Source organism: Enterococcus sp. AZ103 (assembly GCF_051714685.1).
In the GTDB taxonomy this organism is placed as follows: Bacteria; Bacillota; Bacilli; order Lactobacillales; family Enterococcaceae; genus Enterococcus_A; species Enterococcus_A alishanensis.
On record NZ_JBIOSI010000002.1, the window covers coordinates 225,783 to 247,962 of the forward strand.

16 protein-coding genes and 1 pseudogene are annotated in these 22,180 nt (G+C 35.9%); 6 read left to right on the plus strand and 11 right to left on the minus strand.

The window, feature by feature from the left end:
• Positions 1-64: 64 nt before the first annotated feature.
• A pseudogene (locus ID741_RS15675) lies at positions 65-1,791 on the plus strand (Na/Pi cotransporter family protein).
• 187 nt (positions 1,792-1,978) lie between these two features.
• Positions 1,979-2,194: a hypothetical protein gene (locus ID741_RS15680; RefSeq protein ID WP_438720677.1), complete on the plus strand. Its 216-nt coding sequence runs from the start codon at positions 1,979-1,981 to the stop codon at positions 2,192-2,194.
• 10 nt (positions 2,195-2,204) lie between these two features.
• Here ID741_RS15680 and ID741_RS15685 read toward each other — a convergent pair whose 3' ends face one another.
• From ID741_RS15685 to ID741_RS15700, 4 genes are read right to left on the minus strand one after another with little or no spacing between them, the layout of a single operon-like run.
• A complete protein-coding gene (locus ID741_RS15685) occupies positions 2,205-2,444 on the minus strand; it encodes a hypothetical protein (protein ID WP_218325764.1) in 240 nt (79 codons plus the stop codon).
• Between the two features lie 28 nt (positions 2,445-2,472).
• On the minus strand, positions 2,473-3,099 hold the full coding sequence (locus ID741_RS15690; RefSeq protein WP_438720678.1) for a hypothetical protein: 627 nt from the start codon (positions 3,097-3,099) through the stop codon (positions 2,473-2,475).
• A gap of 28 nt (positions 3,100-3,127) precedes the next feature.
• The gene (locus tag ID741_RS15695; protein WP_438720679.1) at positions 3,128-3,670 is read right to left on the minus strand and encodes a hypothetical protein; all 543 of its coding nucleotides are present in this window, start codon (positions 3,668-3,670) and stop codon (positions 3,128-3,130) included.
• Positions 3,671-3,682: 12 nt separating this feature from the next.
• A complete protein-coding gene (locus ID741_RS15700; RefSeq protein ID WP_438720680.1) occupies positions 3,683-5,866 on the minus strand; it encodes a hypothetical protein in 2,184 nt (727 codons plus the stop codon).
• 772 nt (positions 5,867-6,638) lie between these two features.
• On the opposite strand from ID741_RS15700, the gene ID741_RS15705 reads away from it, so the two are divergent.
• On the plus strand, positions 6,639-7,160 hold the full coding sequence (locus tag ID741_RS15705) for an HdeD family acid-resistance protein (protein WP_218325762.1): 522 nt from the start codon (positions 6,639-6,641) through the stop codon (positions 7,158-7,160).
• A gap of 50 nt (positions 7,161-7,210) precedes the next feature.
• Here the strand turns inward: ID741_RS15705 and ID741_RS15710 are convergent, their stop codons facing one another.
• The 4 genes from ID741_RS15710 to ppdK all read right to left on the minus strand — a co-directional run bounded on the left by ID741_RS15710 (position 7,211) and on the right by ppdK (position 14,210).
• A complete protein-coding gene (locus tag ID741_RS15710) occupies positions 7,211-7,579 on the minus strand; it encodes a PqqD family protein (RefSeq protein WP_438720681.1) in 369 nt (122 codons plus the stop codon).
• Positions 7,572-9,500 (minus strand): OPT/YSL family transporter, encoded by a 1,929-nt coding sequence (locus tag ID741_RS15715; protein WP_218325760.1) that lies wholly within the window; start codon positions 9,498-9,500, stop codon positions 7,572-7,574. The genes ID741_RS15710 and ID741_RS15715 overlap by 8 nt, the downstream gene beginning before the upstream one ends.
• 87 nt (positions 9,501-9,587) lie before the next feature.
• The gene (gene pepV, locus ID741_RS15720) at positions 9,588-11,000 is read right to left on the minus strand and encodes a dipeptidase PepV (protein WP_438720683.1); all 1,413 of its coding nucleotides are present in this window, start codon (positions 10,998-11,000) and stop codon (positions 9,588-9,590) included.
• Positions 11,001-11,582: 582 nt separating this feature from the next.
• Positions 11,583-14,210: a pyruvate, phosphate dikinase gene (gene ppdK, locus ID741_RS15725; RefSeq protein WP_438720684.1), complete on the minus strand. Its 2,628-nt coding sequence runs from the start codon at positions 14,208-14,210 to the stop codon at positions 11,583-11,585.
• Positions 14,211-14,826: 616 nt separating this feature from the next.
• Here ppdK and abc-f point away from each other — a divergent pair.
• Positions 14,827-16,317, plus strand: coding sequence for a ribosomal protection-like ABC-F family protein (gene abc-f / locus ID741_RS15730; RefSeq protein WP_438720685.1), 1,491 nt, complete (start codon positions 14,827-14,829; stop codon positions 16,315-16,317).
• A gap of 166 nt (positions 16,318-16,483) precedes the next feature.
• Here abc-f and ID741_RS15735 read toward each other — a convergent pair whose 3' ends face one another.
• On the minus strand, positions 16,484-17,443 hold the full coding sequence (locus tag ID741_RS15735; protein WP_438720686.1) for a permease prefix domain 1-containing protein: 960 nt from the start codon (positions 17,441-17,443) through the stop codon (positions 16,484-16,486).
• Between the two features lie 7 nt (positions 17,444-17,450).
• Positions 17,451-17,774, minus strand: a complete 324-nt coding sequence (locus ID741_RS15740) for a PadR family transcriptional regulator (RefSeq protein WP_218325755.1) — start codon at positions 17,772-17,774, stop codon at positions 17,451-17,453.
• A 136-nt stretch (positions 17,775-17,910) separates the two neighbouring features.
• Between ID741_RS15740 and ID741_RS15745 the strand changes: the two genes are divergently transcribed.
• Together ID741_RS15745 and ID741_RS15750 are read left to right on the plus strand one after the other, a co-directional pair.
• Positions 17,911-18,987 carry an NAD(P)/FAD-dependent oxidoreductase gene (locus ID741_RS15745; protein WP_438720688.1) on the plus strand — a complete coding sequence of 359 codons (1,077 nt, stop codon included), beginning with the start codon at positions 17,911-17,913 and terminating at the stop codon, positions 18,985-18,987.
• 101 nt (positions 18,988-19,088) lie between these two features.
• On the plus strand, positions 19,089-20,327 hold the full coding sequence (locus ID741_RS15750) for a hypothetical protein (RefSeq protein ID WP_438720689.1): 1,239 nt from the start codon (positions 19,089-19,091) through the stop codon (positions 20,325-20,327).
• Between the two features lie 411 nt (positions 20,328-20,738).
• Here the strand turns inward: ID741_RS15750 and ID741_RS15755 are convergent, their stop codons facing one another.
• Entirely contained in the window at positions 20,739-22,169 is a 1,431-nt protein-coding gene (locus tag ID741_RS15755) for a family 1 glycosylhydrolase (RefSeq protein WP_438720690.1), read from the minus strand.
• Positions 22,170-22,180 lie beyond the last annotated feature (11 nt).

Here is a 22,180-nt window from a genome sequence, read left to right on the forward strand (position 1 = left end):
AGGCTTTCATTTTGCTCCGATTTTTATTATTTTATAGATAGAACGTTTTTAAATGGAGGTAATCATGTCATATCAAGAGATGTTTTTTACTTTTCTCGGGGGATTAGGAATTTTCTTATTCGGGATTAAATATTTAGGGGATGGTTTACAAAAAGCTGCTGGTAATCGTCTGAGAGAAATTTTGAACCGCTTTACTTCTACTCCACTACGAGCTGTGTTAGCAGGAATCATCGTAACCGGGTTAATTCAAAGTAGTTCTGGTACAACCGTTTTAGCAGTTGGATTAGTCAGCGCCGGCTTTATGAGCTTAAAACAAGCGATTGGCGTCATTATGGGCGCCAATGTCGGTACAACCGTCACCGCCTTTATTATTGGTTTTGATTTAGGTGCCTATTCTTTACCAATTATCGGTGTTGGAGCCTTACTTTTATTTTTTACTCGAGGGAAAAATTTTCAAAATATTGGTCAAGTATTATTTGGCTTTGGGGCATTATTTTTCGGTTTAGAATTAATGGGAAATAGTATGGCTCCTTTAAAAGACTTACCACAATTCCATCAATTAATGCTAAATGTCGCTGACTATCCTGTTTTAGGTGTCTTAATTGGAACCCTTTTAAAACCATGGTTTTGCAAAGTTCCAGTGCTACCATCGGGATCTTACAGCAGCTTTATATGCAAGGTAGTTTAAATTTAGCTGCCGCTTTACCGATTTTATTTGGTGATAATATTGGAACAACGATTACCGCAGTAATTGCTGCGTTAGGTGCTAGTGTCGCTGCTAAGCGTACAGCTGCCTCACATGTCTTTTTTAATTTAGTTGGCGCCATTATATTCACCTTATTATTGGCACCTTTTACTCAAGTGGTGATGGCGATAACCAGTCAATTAAATCTAAACCCAGCGATGCAAATTGCCTTTGCTCACGGTTTATTTAATATCTCCAACTTATTACTACAGTTTAAATTTATTCCACAGATTGAAAAATTAGTGAAAAAAATAGTCCCAGGTACCGAGAAAAATTTAAATATTCGAACAGTTACTTTAAACGAGCAACTGATTCAAACTGCTCCAGCTATGGCGATTGAACAAGCTACCGCAGAAATTTTACAAATGGGCAGCTATGTCCTCCAAGCTTTGGAAGGCGCTCACAAATACTATCGTTTAAATAAAGATGAATACTACGAAGACGTTATGCAGTACGAGGATGCCATTAACCATTACGATGTCGCCTTAACCGATTATTTAGCCAAAATTTCAACGGCTTCCCTTTCTCCACTAGAAAGTCAAAAACAAGCGATGCTACTAGAATTTTCCAAAGATTTTGAGCGAATGGGCGATCACTGTAAAAATATTATTCAAGACTTAGCTGAATCGATCGAATTAGAAACTCAACAGCGGCAAAAAGAAAAACGTGCGAAAAAAACTAGCAACAATAATCGTGAAACCTATCTTTTATTAGATGAAGATTTGACTCAATTATTTGAAAAAGTAGCGAAAAATATTCGCGATGCTTTAGCTGTTTTACGAAATGATGACACTGAATTGGCACAAAAAATGTTACAACGAGAGCAAGAAATTAATCAGATTGTTGACTTATTACGCGAAAAATATGTCAAGCTAATGAATACCGGCCAAGGTCGTGCAGCCGATGGGGTATTATTGATTGATATCAGCTCCAACTTAGAAAGATCCAGTGATCGTAGCCTGCATATTGCAAAATATATTTTAGGCAATAAATACAACTTCAAATATGATACTACCAATTTTAATTATCAAAACGATTCTATATAATAACGAGTGTAATTCAAATAAAAATGTAGTTGAGTTATTTTTATAAATTAATAATATCATCGACAAATTCTTTTATTGATATAATAATAATCAAAAAACCTAAGATATGACATGTTATATAACTTTTATTTTCCAGTGTGAAAATGTATAATAAAAGTTAGAAAAAATGTCAAAGGGGTTATTATTAATGAAATTATTTATAAACAATAACAGCAGCAAAATCATTTCCGAAAAAGAATTACACAATAAGTTAAAAACGGATGCCTTAAAAATGTGGCGTGACCAGCGTAATCAATATCCTACTTCTTTCAAATCATTTGACGAGTTCCATAATGATTTCTTTGGAAGAAATATTAAATACTATCGTCAATTACACTCTTCAGCAAATCAATCACTTAACTAAAAAAGATCGTTCAGCAAATTGGTTTCTGCTGAATTTTTTTAAGTTTTCCTAGCACAATCGCTATCAAACACAAAATTACGCCTAAAAACAATAAACTGCTTTCTGGTAATTGATTGGTTTTTGGTAGCGAACCTTGATAAACTTTTACCTCTTGGAATGTACGCGTTGGTTTACTCACATTCGTCACAGGTAACTTTTCTTCAGTTGGTGCAACGCCCAATGTGCCATGAACTTCAATTTGGCTATCCATCTTGTTGCCCCCTCTTAAAAAATGCTAATTACCATGCAGTTGGAGCAAATTTCAATCCAAGATCGTAAGTTTCAGTAATTGTACTTGTTACGTCACCTGCAGTAAAACTACCTGAATATCCAAAAGTTAATTCTTGTGATTCCGAATCTTCAGCATCAGCTTCATTTAATTTGCCTTCGCTATTTGCTAATTCACCTAGATCAGTCGGTGTTGCAATATTAGCTGCACCATCAGTGATAACGTTCACTGTCGGACCATTTGTTACATTTAGAGCAACATCTAGACTTGTTACAGCAGTAAGATCTCCTGATGATTGTGTTGCAAAACTATTTGCTGTAACTGTTACAGGTCGACCAGAATTATTTTTAATTGTATAAGTTGGAGATGAGACACTAGTTGAACTACCCACACTGTAGAAAATTGTTTTCATTGGAACAGTCACATTCACCCATTTTATATCATCTTCTGGGATTGGAGCTGTAGGATCAGTATTATCCATTCCTAAAGTTCCTTCAACTTCAACCGTTGTATCTGATTGGTCAATTACGGTTTTTGAACCCGCGCTTGGATTATCAGGAGTTTCGACCGCTGAGGCACCTGCTGCAAATCCTAAAACTCCTGAAAATAAAATAGCACCTGTTAAAAATTTTTTCATTGTAAAACTCTCCTTTTTTTGTATTATATTATTGAACCATTAAGGTTAATACCGATTGAACTTCGCCTTGTTTCTTTTTTGAATCTGGATCATAAACATTGAAGGTTGCTGTAGCTGGATAGTTTCCAGGTTCAAGCTCTTTTTCCAATGTGGCTGATCGGATTTCTTCTCCTGGTTGAATTGCACCAGAATTATAAACTACCTCACCTGTATCATCGACTGTCACAACAACATTGACTGGTTGTGCATTACTAGGTGGATTTTGAATCGCTAATTCACCTGTCATTGTATTTTGATCAATGTTAGCTTCTGATACAATACGCATATTAAATTGACTTTTATCAACTGCCGATTGGGCAAAATCTGAAATTTCTTTTTCAGTCATTTTTGAAGCATCTTTACCATCCGGTAAGAAATCACCTGCAACCACTGTCGTTGATATCTCTGCTTTAAAGAAATGATCATAAATCAGATAGCCCGCCGCTAAAAGCAACAAAGCTAATAGTAAAAGCAAGAGTCGTTTCTTCTTTTTATTATCCTGATTTTCTGATTGTTGATGAGTATCTTGCACTTACTTCTCCCCCTAAGAATTGGTATCGCTAATGTTAAACTTAATATTGTAATTCACCTTTTTAACAGAATAATAAGGTCCTGAGTAGTCTCCACTAAACTTGATTTCAGCTTTAGCATCAGTTTCAAAATAAGGCGATAGTTGAAGTACCTGTCCATTTCCTTTGCTATATGCAGGCCAAGTTACCTCAGAAGTTGACGGTAAGGTTGCCAAAAGATCTAGCTTTAAGAAATTTGCGTCCTCTGTTACATTTTCCACGAGGGATACGGTTGGATCACTATTATCACCAACAGACACGTCTGTCATCTTAATATACGTAGGTACATTACTGTAACTTTCTACGTGATAAGTATCTTCTTTTCTAGTCACTACTGGTCCTTCTAAACTATGAAATCGCATAGACATTGGAAAGACTGTTGCGATGTGTTGCGGTACATTGACAGGTTGAAGTTCAACTCCTAAACCAGTGTTTGTTACCCATAACGTGGAACTTGAATAATTATCACTTGTTCTAGTAGCTGTGACACGTCCGTAAATATAATAATCTTGAGCCAATAAATCTTCGAAACCCCCCTGAGTGTCCTTATCAGTTCCTGTGAATGTATACACGCCCCCCGGTTTATCTTGTGCGTTAAAAACCTCGTTTAATCCTGTATAATCAAGACGACCATCACTATCAGAATAAGGTGTTTTTGATAACACGTACTCTGTTTTGAACGTCCACTCTCCTTGTAAACCAGTTGTAAAGCCATAAACATTACTTAAGACTCTACTCAACTTATTCCCTACTTCTGAAGTAGCAGAAACACTATCTAATGACATGGAAGGTAAATATTCTATCCAGTCTTTACCTATGAATCCTCCATCAGTTCTGATAAAGTACACACTATTATTAATCGGATCGGCATGCCAAGATGGAACTGTGCTATTGATTACGTTATTACTAGTAATCGCTTGGTAAAAATTTCGTCCTCTGTTCCAGACAACTACTTGATTATTCGCCCTACCATTTCCAACAAGTGCTCCACCACTATAAGTAGCGTCATCAGATTTACCAATGTACATGCTAGCCGGATCAAAAGCTTGCACGTAGAGACCATCCTTTATATTAATGGGTTTGTCCCTAGTTAAGTATTTAAATGAGGAACCTTCATACATGTATAAATCAACTCCCTCATTTCCTTCGATAAGTTCGTTTCTCATAGTTGGAAAATTATCGCGTACCTTATAAGTGAAGTTAGCATTTTTTTCCAGAGTAAGTCTTTGTCTAGGTACGCCGGAGCCAGTTCTCCCAGTATAAAACATGAACCATCTTGCGGAATCGATGTCTACATTAGCATCTTCCTCAACTGTCACATTTAATTTCGAAGCTGTATACATATAAAAAAATGCTGTGTATTCAGCTGTGTAATTAATAATCTTGGTATTACTACCTTTTTTAAAATTTACATATCTATAACCTTCTACGAATTCACCTCCAGAAGCTGCTGTGTAATTAGGACTATTATATAAATTCGTTCCACTAATATTTAATGTACAATCTTGTCCATGAGATTTAAAAGGTTGACTACCTCTCTGTGTGATATTGTAATTAATATTTTCAACATTCAGAGTATGGTTTGGTCCATAAAGTCTGACAAATCCCCAATTAGTATTATTAGGGTATTGTTCTGATCCAATATTTAAATTCTTAAAAGTGACATTTAAGCCCGACGATGCGGTTCCAGTTTTAATCATCGTACCAGTAACAGCCGCAGAATAATTTAGCGTATAATAATTTTCAGGTGAGCTTAGTTGAGCAGGATCCTTAATTCCGTTCAATTCAATATTTGTATTAATTGTTAAATTAGGCGTGTTATCTCGACTAATGAGAATATCATTTTTTAATTGAACATACTTTATTCCCGTACCAGGATCGACATTGCCACTGCTAATAGCATCTTCTAAATCAGTAGTAGAATAAACTTCAAACGGATTAATCTGGGTCCCATCACCTATTATTTGTGTGCCAATGTTATCCCCTTCTATTACGTCGCTATGAGATTCTTCCGATGAAGTAGATTGGGTTGTTTCTTCTGATTCTTTCTTTTTTGATTGACTTGTTTTTGTTTCACTTTGTTGTATCTCTTCAGTCGTCTGTGTAGTGGAACTTTCAACCTCAGTACTTTCAGCTGCTACTCCCTCTGATATCCCCATAAAAGAAAGAAGAAACAATAATAACGGATAACTTATTTTTATCACAAATTTTATTCCCCCTGCCCTAATTATTATTATTTTTAAATCATAAAAAGTCTAATAATATTTACATTATGACTTTTTTTAAACAATATTATTTTATGCTTATCAACTCTTATAAATAAATTATTAGATTATGCTAAAAAAATATCAATAACGATTGTTTTTCAAAAATATATTCAGAATAGAAATTTTAATATTTATATTTTAAGGAATAATTTACTGAGCTATCAAAATTATTTGAATATAAAAATTGGGGGAAATAAATCTAAGTAAATAATTTACAAAATAATATTTTATTTTTCTTGATATATTCGTTAATTTTAATAATAGAAATGGTCACTACTTTATCTCAATTATCTTCCTTAAAAGACACTCTAGTGAATAGAGTTATCCACATTTTAAATAAGAACTCTTTTAGCACATAAAGAGATGGATATCCGTAAATACCATGATTATTTGGTTTTAAGACTAATTGTTTCTCGAATATGAAACATTAAGAAATATTTTTCAAATAGTTATAAATAATGAGATTTTATCAGCCAACTAAATATACTCTTTCTCCTTAATAATTATTCATTTATCAGTATTTTTTTTAGATTTATTAAATCTTGTTTAGGCACTGTTTTTTTAGTTTTTCTCTCATTTGATTTTCATTTCAATGGTTTATATTTTCCAGAATTCTTTTTTAGGGCTACACTTATTTTATGGAGATGGAAAGGAATGATTTATTATGGTAGCAAATCAACGCAAATTTAATTGGGGAGAGTTTCTGTTAGGAATTTTGTTTATTTTGACTTCATTAATGGTTTTTAAAAACCCTTTGAGTAGTCTTTTAGCAATTGTTTTCTTATTCGCTATTTCAGCCATTTTAGAAGGGATTTTTCAAATTGGCTTACGTCGTCGTTTGGCAAGATTTACTGGTCAAAAAGCGACTTGGTTATTAGTTTTAGGTATTATTGATGTCATTTTGGGTATTTTCCTACTATTTAACACAACTGCTGGAATTATTGCTTTACCTTATGTCTTTGCTGCATGGTTCATTATTGATTCTCTTGGAGAATTATTGATGGCTGGGGCGGTTAAGGAAATGAGTACTGGTTATTATTGGTTTAAAATAATTATCAATATTTTAGGGGTTGTCTTAGGCTTCATGCTATTATTCAATGCCGCTGCTTCAGCACTTACGATTTCATTTTTAGTTGGTTTTTATTTTATGATTTCAGGAATCGACTTTTTAATTGCAGCATTCTAACTGAACCGCAAAAAGGCCGTTCTAGCTTTGGCTAGAACGGCCTTTTTTTCTTATTTCTTTACCAATTCAATATATTTCTCATTTTTCTCTAAATGATGCATATAAATGATCAGACGATCATACAATTGGTTATTTGCTTCTTCGATTGCATCCCCTAGCAATTCAGCAATTTCACCAACTGTTCTAACGCCATCAATTTGTTGAAAAATGAAACTACCATATTCATCCAATTCCATCTCAGATGTTTTTGGAATCTTATAGCGAATTTTCCGTAAGACTTTTTGGATTTTGGCATTATTTTCTTTAATGATAAAAACCACGCCATCCCGAACTTCATAATGAATTGTATCTTTGATACGATAAACTCTTTGCAGCAAACGAGCTGTTTCTTCATTCACAGCAGGTTGCTGATTAGTCATTACTTTTCACTTTCTTTACGCTTAATAATGGAACGATAATCGCAATTACTAAGACGATCAAGATAAGGACACCTGCACCATTACCACCTAAGAAACCAGTTGGTGTTCCTGGAGTAACAATACCAGTTACTTGTAAGATAATTCCGATTAAACCGATGATTGAACCACCAGCGATTAAACCAGATGATAAGCTGACACCCAAAGTAATTCTTTCTTCGCCGACTTCGACAGCTTCTTTTTTGTTTAATCGTTCGATTAATACACGGATTAATGCCCCAACTAAAATGATTGAAGTCGTAGAAATTGGTAAGTAAAAACCAATCGCAAATGTCATTACTGGAACTTTCATCAATGTTAATACGATACCCATTGCGATACCAGCGATAACCATGTGCCATGGTAAGCTACCTGAAATAATACCTGAAGTTAATGTTGCCATTAAGTTCGCTTGTGGTAAACCAAATGGTGGGTTCGCACCTGTAATAGCTAATTGAGGTGTTAAGATTACCATCATACCAGTAACGATAACAACACCCACGATACCAGCGATCATGAAGTAGCGACGACCTTCATTTAAGTTACCACCCATAACGAAAGTAACTTTTTGTGATTGTGAGTAACCACCACCAACAGAGATTGCCAACACGATAAAGGTACCAAATAATAGTAATTGTTGCGTATTTTCAGCTGAAGTCCAGCCCATTACTACGAATACTAAAGTTAAGATAACCATTGACGCGATTGTCATACCTGATACCGGTAAGTTAGATGTACCGATTGTACCAGTTAAACGTCCGGCTACGATAACGAATAGTAAACTTAAGATAATTGATAAAATACCACCAATAAGTGCCATTGAAATGCTTCCAGTAATAACGAAGCCCATTACGATTGCAACAACTGCACCAATTAATAATGGTAAGATTCCGCCGCCGCCTTCATTTGCTTCAGCACCTTCAGATTTGCGACCTTTTAAAGTTGCAGAAATTGAAGTTACAATAGTCGGAATTAATTTAATTGCACCAATTAAACCACCAGAAATCATCATACCAGCTCCGATGTAACGTACATAAGAACCAGAGATTACTGAAAAGTCAGCTGCACTTAATAATTGACTTGCGTTGTCCCAAGTAAATGCACCAGGACCAGCCATACCCATGAAATAACCTAATAATGGCGCAATTGCAAAGTTAGCTAAGATTGAACCAGCAAACATTAGTAAAGATACGTCCATCCCTACGATGAAACCAATACCAGCTAACAGTGGATTAACTTCCATTTGGAAATTCCATTTGTAGAATTGTTCATTTGTATAACCAATAACGTTATTCATAATACCAAATACAGAACCAGTTAAAGCAGTAATTACCCCACCGATACCAAAACCTATTCCCATATATTTAAGAGAATCGCCACCAGTATCTGAGGCAACTAACGTTTCAGAAATCGCCATTGCTTCTGGATAGACCAATTTACCATGTTCTTCAACTAACATGTATTCTTGAACTAATGAGAACACACCAACACCAAGTAATACTGCGCCGACACCTAAACCGACACCTTGGATAAAGTTGATTTTACCACCGACTAAAACTACGGCAGGTAATACGAAGATCATACCAGAGGCTACAGATTCACCACCACTTGACATTAATTGTAATAAGTTCTTTCCTAGGATTGTTCTAGGTTTTACTAATACGGCCACTAGACCTGAACCAATAATTGCACCTGGAATCCCTGCTGCTACTGTTAAACCGGCTTTCATCCCTGAGTAAGCAGTTGAAGCGGCAAATAAAGCAGCTAATAAAATCCCTAAAATTAAGATGATGGTAGAACCAGCCTTTTTAGGCTTTTCTTCTACGTATGGTACATAATCCTTACCAGCGACACCGCCATATGCACCTTTTGACAATTTTTTCATTTTACCTATCCCTTCTTTCATACCCTACCTTTTTTCATTTAAAAAGTGAGGAGCCCTGAAAAAAGGACTCCACACAGAACTCCCTTTTTATTTAGCTAAACGATAAATAGCATCCGCATAGATCGCTGTCGCTTTTAATAAACTATCAATCGGCATATATTCATTTGGTTGGTGCATTACGTTTTCTTCACCAGGGAACATTGCGCCATAAGCAACACCACGTTCTAGGATTCGGCCGTAAGTACCGCCACCAATTGTCATTTCATGTCCTTTTTCACCAGTGTGATCTTCGTAAACAGCTAATAGTGTTTGAACTAATGGATCGTCACCTGGTACATAATGAGGTGTTTTAATATCGCCAACGATTTCAATTGATACATCAGCATCTTTTAAGATTCCTACCATGTTGTCCATGATTTCATCTTTAGTGATACCTTCTGGATGGCGGACATTAATAGTAATGTTTTTCACACCGTCGTTTGTGTAATCAAATAAGTTCGCTGATGCAGTAGATTCACCCATTACATCATGTTTGTGATAAGCACCTAATTTTTTACCTGTGTAATCTAAGTGCATGTAATTTGCGATTGTGTTGATATAGTTTTGACCATTTGAATCTAATTTGTAGCCTTTTAAGAAGTCTGCTAAGAAAGTAGCTGAGTTCACACCGAATTTAGGTTCTTGTGCGTGTGCACCTTTACCAATTACAGTGATTGTTACATTTCCGCCTTCTTCTTTAAATTCACCTTTTAGACTGTTGTCAGCAATGAATTTTTCAAAAGCTGCTTTCATGTCAGCAACGTTACCTTCGTTCACTTTAAGAACAGCAGTAGCATCCCCTGGTACCATGTTTGTACGTAAGCCAGATTTCATGCTTACTAAATCAAAGTCACCGTGGTCAGCTGCTTTGTCAGCAAATGTTACGACATAAGATAAAATTCCTTTTTCACCATTGATAATTGGGAAGTTAGCGTCTGGTGAGAATCCAAATTTAGGCATTTCTTCAGTTTCCATATAACGATGGATACCATACCATTCACTTTCTTCATCTGTACCGATGATGATGCGGATTTTTTTAGAGATTGGTAATTTTAAGTCTCTAATAATTTTCATAGCATAATAAGAAGCCATTAATGGACCTTTATCATCGCTAGAACCACGAGCGTATAATTTACCATCTTTGATTACTGGTTCGAAAGGATCTGTATCCCAATTGTCGTCAACTGGTACTACGTCCACGTGACCTAATAAACCTACCATGTCATCGCCTTCACCGTAATCAATGTGTCCTGCTACATTGGCAACATTTTTCGTTTCAAAACCATCACGTTTAGCGATATCCAACATTTCATATAACGCTTTAGATGGTCCAGGTCCTAAAGGTTCTTCTTTAGTTCCATGTTCCACGTCTCGCACACTATTAATTCTGATTAAGTCGCCTAAATCACGAAGTAAATCATCTTTGCGTGCTTCTACTTCTTTTTGCCAATCGATTGTCATTGTCTATCCCTGCTTCCATATTTATTTAACAAGTTAAGCTACTTGTTAGATCATAAGAAAAAAACTTGGGTCAAACCGCTAGTCTGACTGAATAAAGATTAATTTTGTTTAGTCACCTCAGTCATGAAAAAATCATGAGCAACTGACTATAATACAACAAACGTTGTTATTTCTCCTAACCAAAGTCGCAGAAAAGTTCACCTCCTCCGCAAAACATTATACGCTAAATCGTTTTCTGTGTCATTCTGAAAATAACAAATTTCTCATAAAAAAATTTTAATTTCCCATTTTTATGATAATTAAACCTATTCAGTTACCAAAGCTAGCATACTAAAGAGCTATTTTTGCTCATTAGCATCGTTATCGCCCTAACTATAATTATATCGGATATTGGCACCGTTTACAAATTACTTTTTACTGGATTTGGTGAGAAAAAATCTAATTTTTTCATTTAAAAAGTGAAATTCTTCTAATAATTAAATAATCGTAAGAAGACGAAGAAAAAGAGATGAAAATTTCTTCCATCTCTTTTTGAATAAACTTTCAATTTTTATACAAGCTATTTGAATTGTCTGACAATTGTTATTTGATAGTTTCTTCTACGCGAACTTGAGCCAATTTCATTTTTGCTTGCGGAATTCTAAATGGCGAGCAAGAAATATAATCAATTGGTAGCGTACTTAAAAATTCGATTGACTTCGGATGTGCAGCTGCTTCACCACATATACCAATTTTTAAATTAGGATTGGTTTTATGACCATTTTCAATCGCAATCTTAATCATCGCACCCACACCTGCTTCGTCGATAACTTGGAAAGGATCATCTTGGAAGATGCCAGCATCTAGGTACTGCGTTACAATTCTTGGTGAATCATCACGGGACAAACCTAGAACCATTTGAGTTAAGTCATTGGTACCAAAGCTGAAGAAATCAGCATGTTTAGCAATTTCATCAGCCACAAAGCAAGCCCGCGGGATTTCAATCATCGTACCGATTTGATAATCTAACGGCAATTGTTTTTCTGCCATGACTTTTTGGACTGCTTCTTCAATTGAATGACGGACAGTCGCAAATTCTGTCGCATCAATTGTAAATGGAATCATGATTTCTGGTTTTATTTCAAATCCTTGCTCTGCCATGACTTCATAAGCAGCTTCGACAATTGCTTCTCCTTGCATTTGATAAATTTCTGGGTAAGCCACTCCAAGACGTAATCCACGGAAACCTAACATTGGATTTGTTTCAGATAAGTTATCCGATTTACGTTTCACTTCATTTAATGTTTTACCTAAAGCTTTGGCCACTTCACGACATTCCTCAGTTGTTTTCGGTAAAAATTCATGCAATGGTGGATCCAGTAAACGAACATTTTCTGATTTACCAGCTCCCGCTTGATACATAAATTTGAAATCTTGTTTTTGGACTTCTTTTAATTCTTTTAAAACTTCTTGGCGTTCTTGCAAAGTATCCGCTAAAATCAAGCGACGGAACTGCAATAAACGAGTTTTCTCAAAGAACATGTGCTCCGTTCTCGCTAAACCAATTCCCACCGCGCCTAAGGCCATAGCTGTTTCAATATCATTTGGTGTTTCTGCATTGGCCCGAACTTTAATGGTTACATGACGATCCCAAATTTCATGTAAATCATCTAAAGCAACCGTATTTGCTACTTCTTCCATCGGAATTTCACCGAAATAAATTTTTCCAGCTGTCCCATCCACGGATAGAATGGTCCCTTCTTCAATCGTTTCTTCACCAACAGTTCCGCGATTTTCACCATCAACAACTGTTAATGCTTCACAACCAACTACTGAGCAAATCCCCATACCACGAGCAACAACTGCGGCGTGAGAAGTCATTCCACCACGACTAGTAACAACCGCTTCAGCGACTGCAATTCCTTCAATGTCTTCTGGTGAAGTTTCTTCTCGCACCAAAATAACTCTTTCACCGCGGTCCTTAGCTTCAGTAGCTGCTTCAGCTGTAAAGTAAGCCGCGCCGACTGCTGCACCAGGACTTGCTGCCAAACCAGATAAGAAATGAACCCGATTTTTTAATGCTTTTACATCAAAGCTAGGATGCAAAGCTGCTTCTAGATCTTTAGCTTCAATTCGTTGTACCAAGGTTTCTTCATCGATTATTCCTTCATTAAATAAGTCTAGAATAATCGTCAATTGTGCTTTAGAAGTTCGCTTTCCACTGCGGGTTTGTAAAATAAATAATTTACCCCGCTCAATCGTAAACTCGACATCCTGCATATCTTTATAATGTTTTTCGAGATTTTTACAAATTGTATCTAGTTGTTCAAATTGTTCTGGCATATCTTCAGCTAAAACTTGGATTGGTTTTGGCGTGCGCACACCTGCCACCACATCTTCGCCTTGGGCATTGATTAAATACTCCCCGAATAATCCCGGCTCACCATTTGATGGATTGCGAGAAAATACTACACCAGTGCCGGAAGTTTCACCAAAGTTACCAAAGACCATTTCTTGAATATTTACTGCCGTACCTAAATCATCTGAAATGTCATGCAAGCGGCGATATGTTTTTGCCCGATTATTATTCCAACTGCCGAAGACAGCTTCAATAGCTAAATAAAGTTGTTCAACAGGATCTTGCGGGAAATCACGATCTAAATTTTCCCGATACAGTTGTTTGTACTCGCTTACAATTCGTTTCCAATGATTAGCAGTTAATTCATTATCAAAATTCAAACCTTCTGATTGTTTCAACTGAGTAATCCGTGATTCAAATTTACTATTATCGATGCCCATTACCACATCACCAAACATTTGTAATAAGCGGCGGTAACAATCATAAGCAAAACGTTCATTTTCGGAATTACGAGCCAAACTTTCAACTGTTTCGTCATTCAAACCAAGATTTAAAACGGTGTCCATCATCCCAGGCATAGAGAATTTTGAGCCGCTACGTACTGAAACCAATAATGGATTCTTGAAATCGCCAAAAGATTTTCCTGTTTTTTCTTCTAGCTGCATCACTGATGCCATTACTTGATCTTTCATATCATCCGTTAACACGTTACCATTGTTTAAATAATGTAAGCATGCTTCCGTTGTTACGGTAAAGCCAGTCGGTACCGGCAAGCCTAATTTAGTCATTTCAGCTAGATTGGCGCCTTTGCCTCCTAGTAAATCTCTTTGTTCCTTTGATCCTTCTGAAAATAAATAAACCCAGCGTTTCATAAAATTCTCCTTTATTTGTTTATTTGATCTGACATCAGTTTAATACGATGATTATATAAAGTCAATAAGATGTTTAATAATTTTATTACGTCACATATATATCTCTTTTATCCCTTGGAAAATCGATTAATTCAATATTCATAAAAGTTTATAGATAACTTTTGTTCTTTAATTTTTCAATACTTATAAAAGATTTATGACTTATTCAAAAAAAATGATATTTTTTTCTCATTTAGGAAGCTTTAAAACCTCTTTTTTCCTTGAAATATGCTACTATAATAAGTGAAGAAGAATTTTTCTTCACCTCGTTTATCGGGGGTCACTCCAGGGCGTAGTTTGTTTGGGGAAGCGGCTACGTCCATCTTTTTTTTGACAATCCTTCCCAAATTTGTTTAAATAGTGATGAAATTAAAAGAAACGAGGGATCTGCCGTTGAAAATCTAAGTGAATGTTGAAAGCTGTCAGTAATATAAATTTTTGGTTAATACCAAGGGATTTATCGGCAGATTTTCAGGATTGGCTTAGGGATTTAACGACAGGTCTATTTTTGTGTACTCGCCTGCTTAAGCCCAAATTCTGAAAATAGTTTTTGGGCTTTTTATAATGGGGTGAATAGATGAGTACAATTGAATTAAAACACTTAACTTTTGGCTATGACGGTCAAGGGGATTTATTATTTGATGATGTCAACTTAGTGATGGACTCTAGTTGGAAACTAGGTTTAGTCGGACGAAACGGTCGAGGAAAAACAACTTTACTGAGTTTACTGCAGGGACACTTAACTTATCAAGGAGATATCGTTATCCCCTTATCGACGGTTTATTTTCCGTTGAACATTCAAAATGAAGATTTACTAACTTATGACGCGTTGACTGAAGTCAGTTCTTTTGAACTATGGCAGTTAGAGCGAGAGATGAATCATTTAAACTTATCGCCAGATTTATTATGGCAACCTTACAGTACATTATCTGGTGGCGAACAGACAAAAGTATTGCTGGCTTGTTTATTTACTGAAGAAAATTTCTTTCCATTAATTGACGAACCCACCAATCATCTAGATGCAGCAGGCCGCCAACAAGTCGCGAAATACCTGCAACAAAAAGCTGGTTATATTGTTATTAGTCATGATCGCAACTTTTTAGATGAGGTAAGCGACCACACTTTAGCTATCGAAAAAAATCAAATCGTTCTTTATCAAGGGAATTTTTCGACTTACGAAACACAAAAAGAAACACAAGATTCCTACGAACAAGCTGAAAATAGTAAATTAAAAAAAGAAATTGGTCGCCTTAAACAAACCGCTACTGAAAAAGCAGCTTGGTCACAGTCTCGAGAAAAGGATAAATATGGTAAGCCTTCTGAAAAAGGTAGTGGTGCGATTGGTGATACTGGTTTTATTGGTGCTCGTGCCGCCCGTGTGATGAAGCGTTCGAAGCAAATGGAAGGTCGCATCCAGAGTCAGATTGAATCTAAAGAAGGATTATTAAAAAATATTGAGACCGTCGATCAGCTAAGTCTGAATTATCAGCCAACATATCACAAACAATTAATAAAAGTTGAAAATTTGCGTTTATCTTACGGGATGGAATCCCTCTTTTCTTCCCTCTCCTTTGAAATAAATCAAGGCGAAATTGTCGCATTAACCGGCGCTAATGGTTCGGGAAAATCCAGTGTGATTCAATATTTGCTGGAGAATTTTACTGGCATTTCAGATGGTGAAGTTTTACGTCCACAAAAACTAGCAATTAGTTATGTTCGGCAAAATTATGAAGATAACCAAGGTACCTTAAAAGCTTTTGCTGGAAAAGAAAGATTAGACTATTCTTCCTTTCTAAATAATTTACGGAAACTAGGAATGGAACGAAATGTCTTCCATAATAAAATCGAACAAATGAGCATGGGACAACGAAAAAAAGTCGAGCTAGCAAAATCACTTGCCCAACCTGCAGAGTTATATATTTGGGATGAACCACTAAATTATTTGGACGTCTTTAACCAGAAACAGTTAGAAGAATTGTTGGTACGGATCAATCCGACTATGCTGATTGTAGAACATGATGAACGGTTTTTAAAAAATGTCGGCGCAGGTATCGTTAAGTTAGGATAAACCTAGAAATATCAGTTAAGTTCCCTAGCTGATTCTTTTTCTAGTCAAAATTGTAAAAATGGCTAACTAAAAAATCTCAATTCAGCCTTTTCGTTATCCAATTAAATAATAATTTACTAAAAAAAAGCACGGTTCCGGCAATCAAGTCGGAATCGCGCTTTAATTATTATACTTTCTTTATTACAGCTTCAATCCCACTCCATAAAATCCCACCAGCCACTAAAAGGACCCAGCTAATATGCCAAGCATCAAAAACAAATGACCAAATAAAATAAGTCACAACAATAACTGGCCAATACATTTTTTCAATTACGTACTTTTTTTCAGCATTGTTTCCATATTTCTCTTTTCTAGCATTGGGACCTAACTTGTCTTCATCACCAACGAAAAAACGACTTTCAACAAACTTATCGAAACCAGTATAATATATGCTGCTATAACAAATTAAAAAGACACCGATAGAAATCATTGCCATTAATAATGCGGCACCAAAATTTTCAGCATAGCTAAAAACAAATATTGGGACAACTGATAAAATACAGCTGCAAATTCCTAAAATTAAGCCAATAGTAAAGCTTTTGGTGTACTCACCTTTGAGGGCTTGTGCTTTTTTTACAAGGTTTCGTGAAATCATTCGGTCATTTAAAGGATCATCAATCTTTTGAAACTGCATACCATAATAAATAATTAATCCGACACCAATACTCACAAAAATGAAGAAGATCGACATTCCTAAAGCTTCCCCTACTTCGGAAAATAGAATCATGGCAGCTACAGCTAAGATGGTAAACATAATACCTAAACTTAGGCCTAATGCAATCTGTTTTCGTCCAGCTAAAAAGGTCAGCATCTCTTCTTCATCGATTGGCAAGGTTAATTCATCTTCATCCTCGAAAAAATCAGCTTCAGGTTCCTCTTCAATTTCTAAAGTCTGGCGTAATTCATCCACTGAACCAAATTCACTAATTACTGCACCAATTGCTTCGTGTTCGCTTTTTCCCTCATCGATTAGACTAAAATAATGATCTTCCATATTTGCCAACAAGTCAGCTTTAGCTTTTTCGACGGCTTCTGTTTTCGGCAATTCTAAAAATAATGTCTCTAAATAATTTTTTATTGTATCCATAGCACCCTCACTCTTTCATAAAACGATTCACAACTTTTTTTGTTTGCTGCCATTCGCGTTTTTTTTCTTCCAAAAAATTTTGTCCAGCTGCGGTAATTTGATAATACGTACGCTTCTTCCCGTGGGTAACTTCGCCAGGATAAGATTCAATCAATCCATTTTTCTCTAATCGATTAAAGGCTGAATACAAGGTGGTCTCTTTAATTGCATAAAGCTCTTCGGTTATCTCTCGAATTTTTTTTGAAACGGCGTAGCCATAAGAATCCCCTTCGTTTAGAATGGACAAAATGATTACGTCATTATAGCCGCGAATCCCGTCGCTAGAGATCATTTTGTTCCCTCCTAAAATTACTTCATCTGTCGTTGTAATTAGTATAGCTTAATTACTACGACAGGTAAAGTAAAATTCAAGATGTTTTGAAAAAATTTTTTTCTGTGGGAAAATGAATAGAGAAAGTAGGATGACGATGGAAAAAATAGCAATTGTCGGCGGTGGAATCATCGGATTAACTTTAGCCAATATCCTGCCGTCTGAAAAATTTGAGATTACTTTATTTGATGAGCCCACTGGTCAAGCAACCAAAGCCAGTGCCGGTATCATCTCCCCTTGGCTTTCCAAAAGGCGGAATAAACAATGGTATCAATTAGCAAAAGCAGGCGCTGCTTTATTACCTAAATTAGCGCAAGATTTCCAATTAGATGAAGCTATCTATCGACAAGTAGGTAGCTTAATTTTACAACCTGAGGAAAATTTAGCAGCTTTAACAGAATTAGCTGAGACCCGAAAAATTGATGCGCCAGAAATTGGTGACATTCATCTTTTGTCTAACCAAGAAACAGCTGAAATGCTCCCTTTATTAAAACCGCAAAAAAGTTTATTTATTACCGGAGGCGCACGATTAGATGGTTTAGGTTATTTGAATCATTTAAAAAAAATTGCCACCAATATTCAATTTCGCAATGAAAAGATACAGATAAAAAATCCTGAAACTTTGCTGACGAATCACGGCCCGGAACAATACGATCGAATTGTTTTAGCAGTGGGGCCTCATTTAAAAGAATTATTAGCTCCACTAAATTATCAGGTGGATATTCGTCCGCAAAAGGGTCAATTAATTGTTTTTGAAACAAATTTTACTAGTGACGATTGGCCAGTAGCAATGTTAGCAGGAGAAAGTGATTTGATTCCTTTTAATAATGGAAAAATTTTATTAGGCGCCACCCACGAGAATGATGCTAATTGGGATTTGGAACCAACGAATGCCGCCTTTCATCAATTAACTGAAGGTGCAGCTAGCTTTTTAATCCAACCAGAAAAATTATTTCAATTTCCTCATAGCCAACGAGTTGGTACACGGGCATACACCAGTGACTTTGCGCCTTTTTTTGGTGAACTTCCAGATGGCATAATTGTCGCCAGTGGTTTAGGCTCTTCTGGTTTAACTACTGGACCAATGATTGCAAATTTATTAGCAAATTTTTTAAATAATCACGAGAAAAAATGGGATAGTTATCAAAAACCTCTTATTAATTATCTAAAATAATAGAATTATTACATCCTTTTGATTTGCTTTTGAACTATTGGAAAAATCAGTTATAATAAAATTAGGAAATGAAAATGATTATAATTAAGGGGGAGAAAATAATGAAAAAGTCGGGGAAATTTCGTTATGGCAGTCTACTTTTGTTATCTACAATAACTATTTTGGGTATTAGTTTAGCATCTGTGAATGAAGCTTCTGCCGAAGATATTCAATCAGAAGAAACACAAATCATTGAAAATTCTAGCGAGGAATATCCAATTACCAGTAACGTTCCAGAAGTTTATCTAGACCGTCAAGGAAAAGCTGAAGAAATGGCACCGGAAACATTTGCTGAAAATCCGGGATCAAATACAGCTGTTGCTGATCCACAAGTTAGAAGTGCGATGGCAGCAAATGAAGCCTTAATCGTAATTCATCGGATCTATAACCCTAATAATGGCGAGCATCTGCATACACAAAGTGCCAGTGAAAAAGATTATTTAGTCAGCATCGGCTGGTATTATGAAGGCACTAGTATGAAAGTTAACATGACCGGCAATGCTTTATTTAGGGTCTATAATCCTAACTCTGGTGAACACTTTTGGACTGCTAATCAAGGTGAAATTGATTCTTTAAGAAGAAATGGTTGGGTATATGAAGGTAATGCTTGGAGTACACCAGATACAGGGATCCCCATGTATCGGCTCTTCAATCAAAATGCTAGAAATGCTGGCAGTCATCATTACACCACGGATGCTGGTGAACGAGATGGATTAGTTAAAGCTGGCTGGAAAAATGAAGGCATTGCTTATTATGTGGTCGCTAAAGGTGATCCGATTAATAATCCCGCACCACAGAGAAACTTTTTCGGAATTACACGACAAGCAATTATTGATGAACTTAACGTTAATGGCGGTCGCTACCTGGGCACACCATTTAGAGGCGTTGCTTCTAATAATCCGGAGCTTTATATGCAACCAGGTTCTGGTATGAATTGTGCCGGTTTTGTCGCTGCAGCTATCAGAAATGCTGGTGGCGATTTAAACCGAATTTCTGCTATTTCAAACAACTGGGGTAGCTGGGCTAATGGTTATAACTGGCGTAATGCCTTGAATCAAGGAACCACGCGTCACGAATTTCCAAACGTTGCCGCCTTATTAAACAGTGGATTGGCTGAAAAAGGAGATATCTTCTATTTCGAACCTAACTTTGGTGAAGTCAACTTCGATTGTCACATCGGCTTTTTCTGGGGCAATACACCTCATGAAAATGTAGCTTTCCACCAAGTCTACCCTGTTAATCGGATTAGCAATATCTACTCAAACACTGGCTACTCAAAAGTGATTTTGTATAAAATGTAAGTGACAAAAACTTCTTAATCTGTCACCATTTCTCTCAAAAAAAATTACTTTTATAAAAGTAATCGCGATCAATCGAACTAATTGGAGATCATAGATAATGATTGATGAATATTTTTGTCGAAATCTTTTGTCACATCAGAATAATTTATATTTTCAGTGAAACTAATTAACTAACAAGAAGAGGGATGATTTTAATAATTCATCCCTCTTTTTTGGTACTAAAAAAGCAATAATAAAAGCTAATAGCGTGTCATGACCATTTATCTAATCTGTTAAACTTCACTTTTTCAAGCTGAAATGATTAAAGAAGTATATTATTTCCCCCTTACTTCCCTTCGATCACTCAAAATAACCTTATGATGAACAAAAAAGAAACACCATCCATTATATGAACGGCATTTCTCCTTTTGTTTATTTCAAATTTTCTGCATTTTCAGTAATCACCTGTTGATACCAATCAAAAGATTTTTTTCGGGTACGAGCCAAACTTCCCCGACCTTCGTCATCCAAATCAACATGAATAAAGCCATAACGTTTGCTCATTTGTCCTGTTGTTGCACTTACCAGATCAATTGGTCCCCACATCAAATAGCCAAAACACGCTACTTGATCAAGTTCAACCGCTTTTTTTATCTCAGAAATATGATCCGATAAATAAGCAATTCGATAATCATCGACAATCTCTCCTGCTTGATTTACTTCATCCACTGCACCTAAACCATTCTCAGTAATAATGATTGGTAACCCATATTTACGATAAGTATAATTTAATAGATAACGAATACCTATTGGGTCAATGGTCCAACCCCACTTACTAGTTTTTAAGAATGGATTCTGTAAGCCACCAAATAATGCACTCGAATCTGCGTCAGAACCTTCATACTCTGCCACCGAAGATGCATAATAGTTCATGCCAATAAAATCTAGACGACCGTGTTCAAATGCTTGAGAATCTTCAGGATTAATTGGCAATTCGATACCTAAATCTTGGTATTCATTTAGTTTATATTTAGGAAACTCTCCATTACACATGGCATCAATCTGATAAAAATCTCGATCCATCTGTTGAAAAGCATTTAGAACATTTTCTGGATTGCAATCAACTGGATAAACTGGCTCAATGCCAAACACGCAGCCAATTTGATTATCAGGATTTATTTCATGGCCCATTTTTACAGCTAGACAACTGGCTAAAGTCATATTGTAACCAATCGTTGCTAACGTTTGTTTTTTATTTTCTATTTCAGAGTATTTTAGTCCGGCAATGATATAAGTAAATATGTCACTGGCCTCAGTTTGGGGATCAATATGGTTCATTTCATTAAAGGTCACCCAATATTTCACTTTATGATTTAGTGCTTGATAAACTGTTTCACAAAATTTCAAATAAAAATCAACTACTTTTCGATTCGCCCAAGAACCATATTGTTTAACTAAGTGAACCGGCATTTCAAAGTGATACAAAGTAACAATCGGTTCTATATTGTGTTTTAATAATTCATCCACAACATCTTGGTAATATTTTAGACCCGCTTGATTTGGTTGCTCTTCATCCCCCTTGGGATAGATTCTGGACCAATCAATTGAGATTCTCAAAGCCTTAAAACCCATTTCTGCAAACAAAGCAATATCTTCTCGATATCGATGGTAAAAATCAATTCCTTGATGAGATGGATACCGTTTATTAGGATTTATTTCAGAATCAATTTCTCTTGGCTGCTGATAAGAACCAATTGTCACTAAATCCATGATTCCCGTTCCTTTTCCATCTGCTTGAAAAGCACCTTCACATTGATGAGCGGCAATACTACCGCCCCATAAAAAATTACTATCTAATTTCATTTACTTTCCTC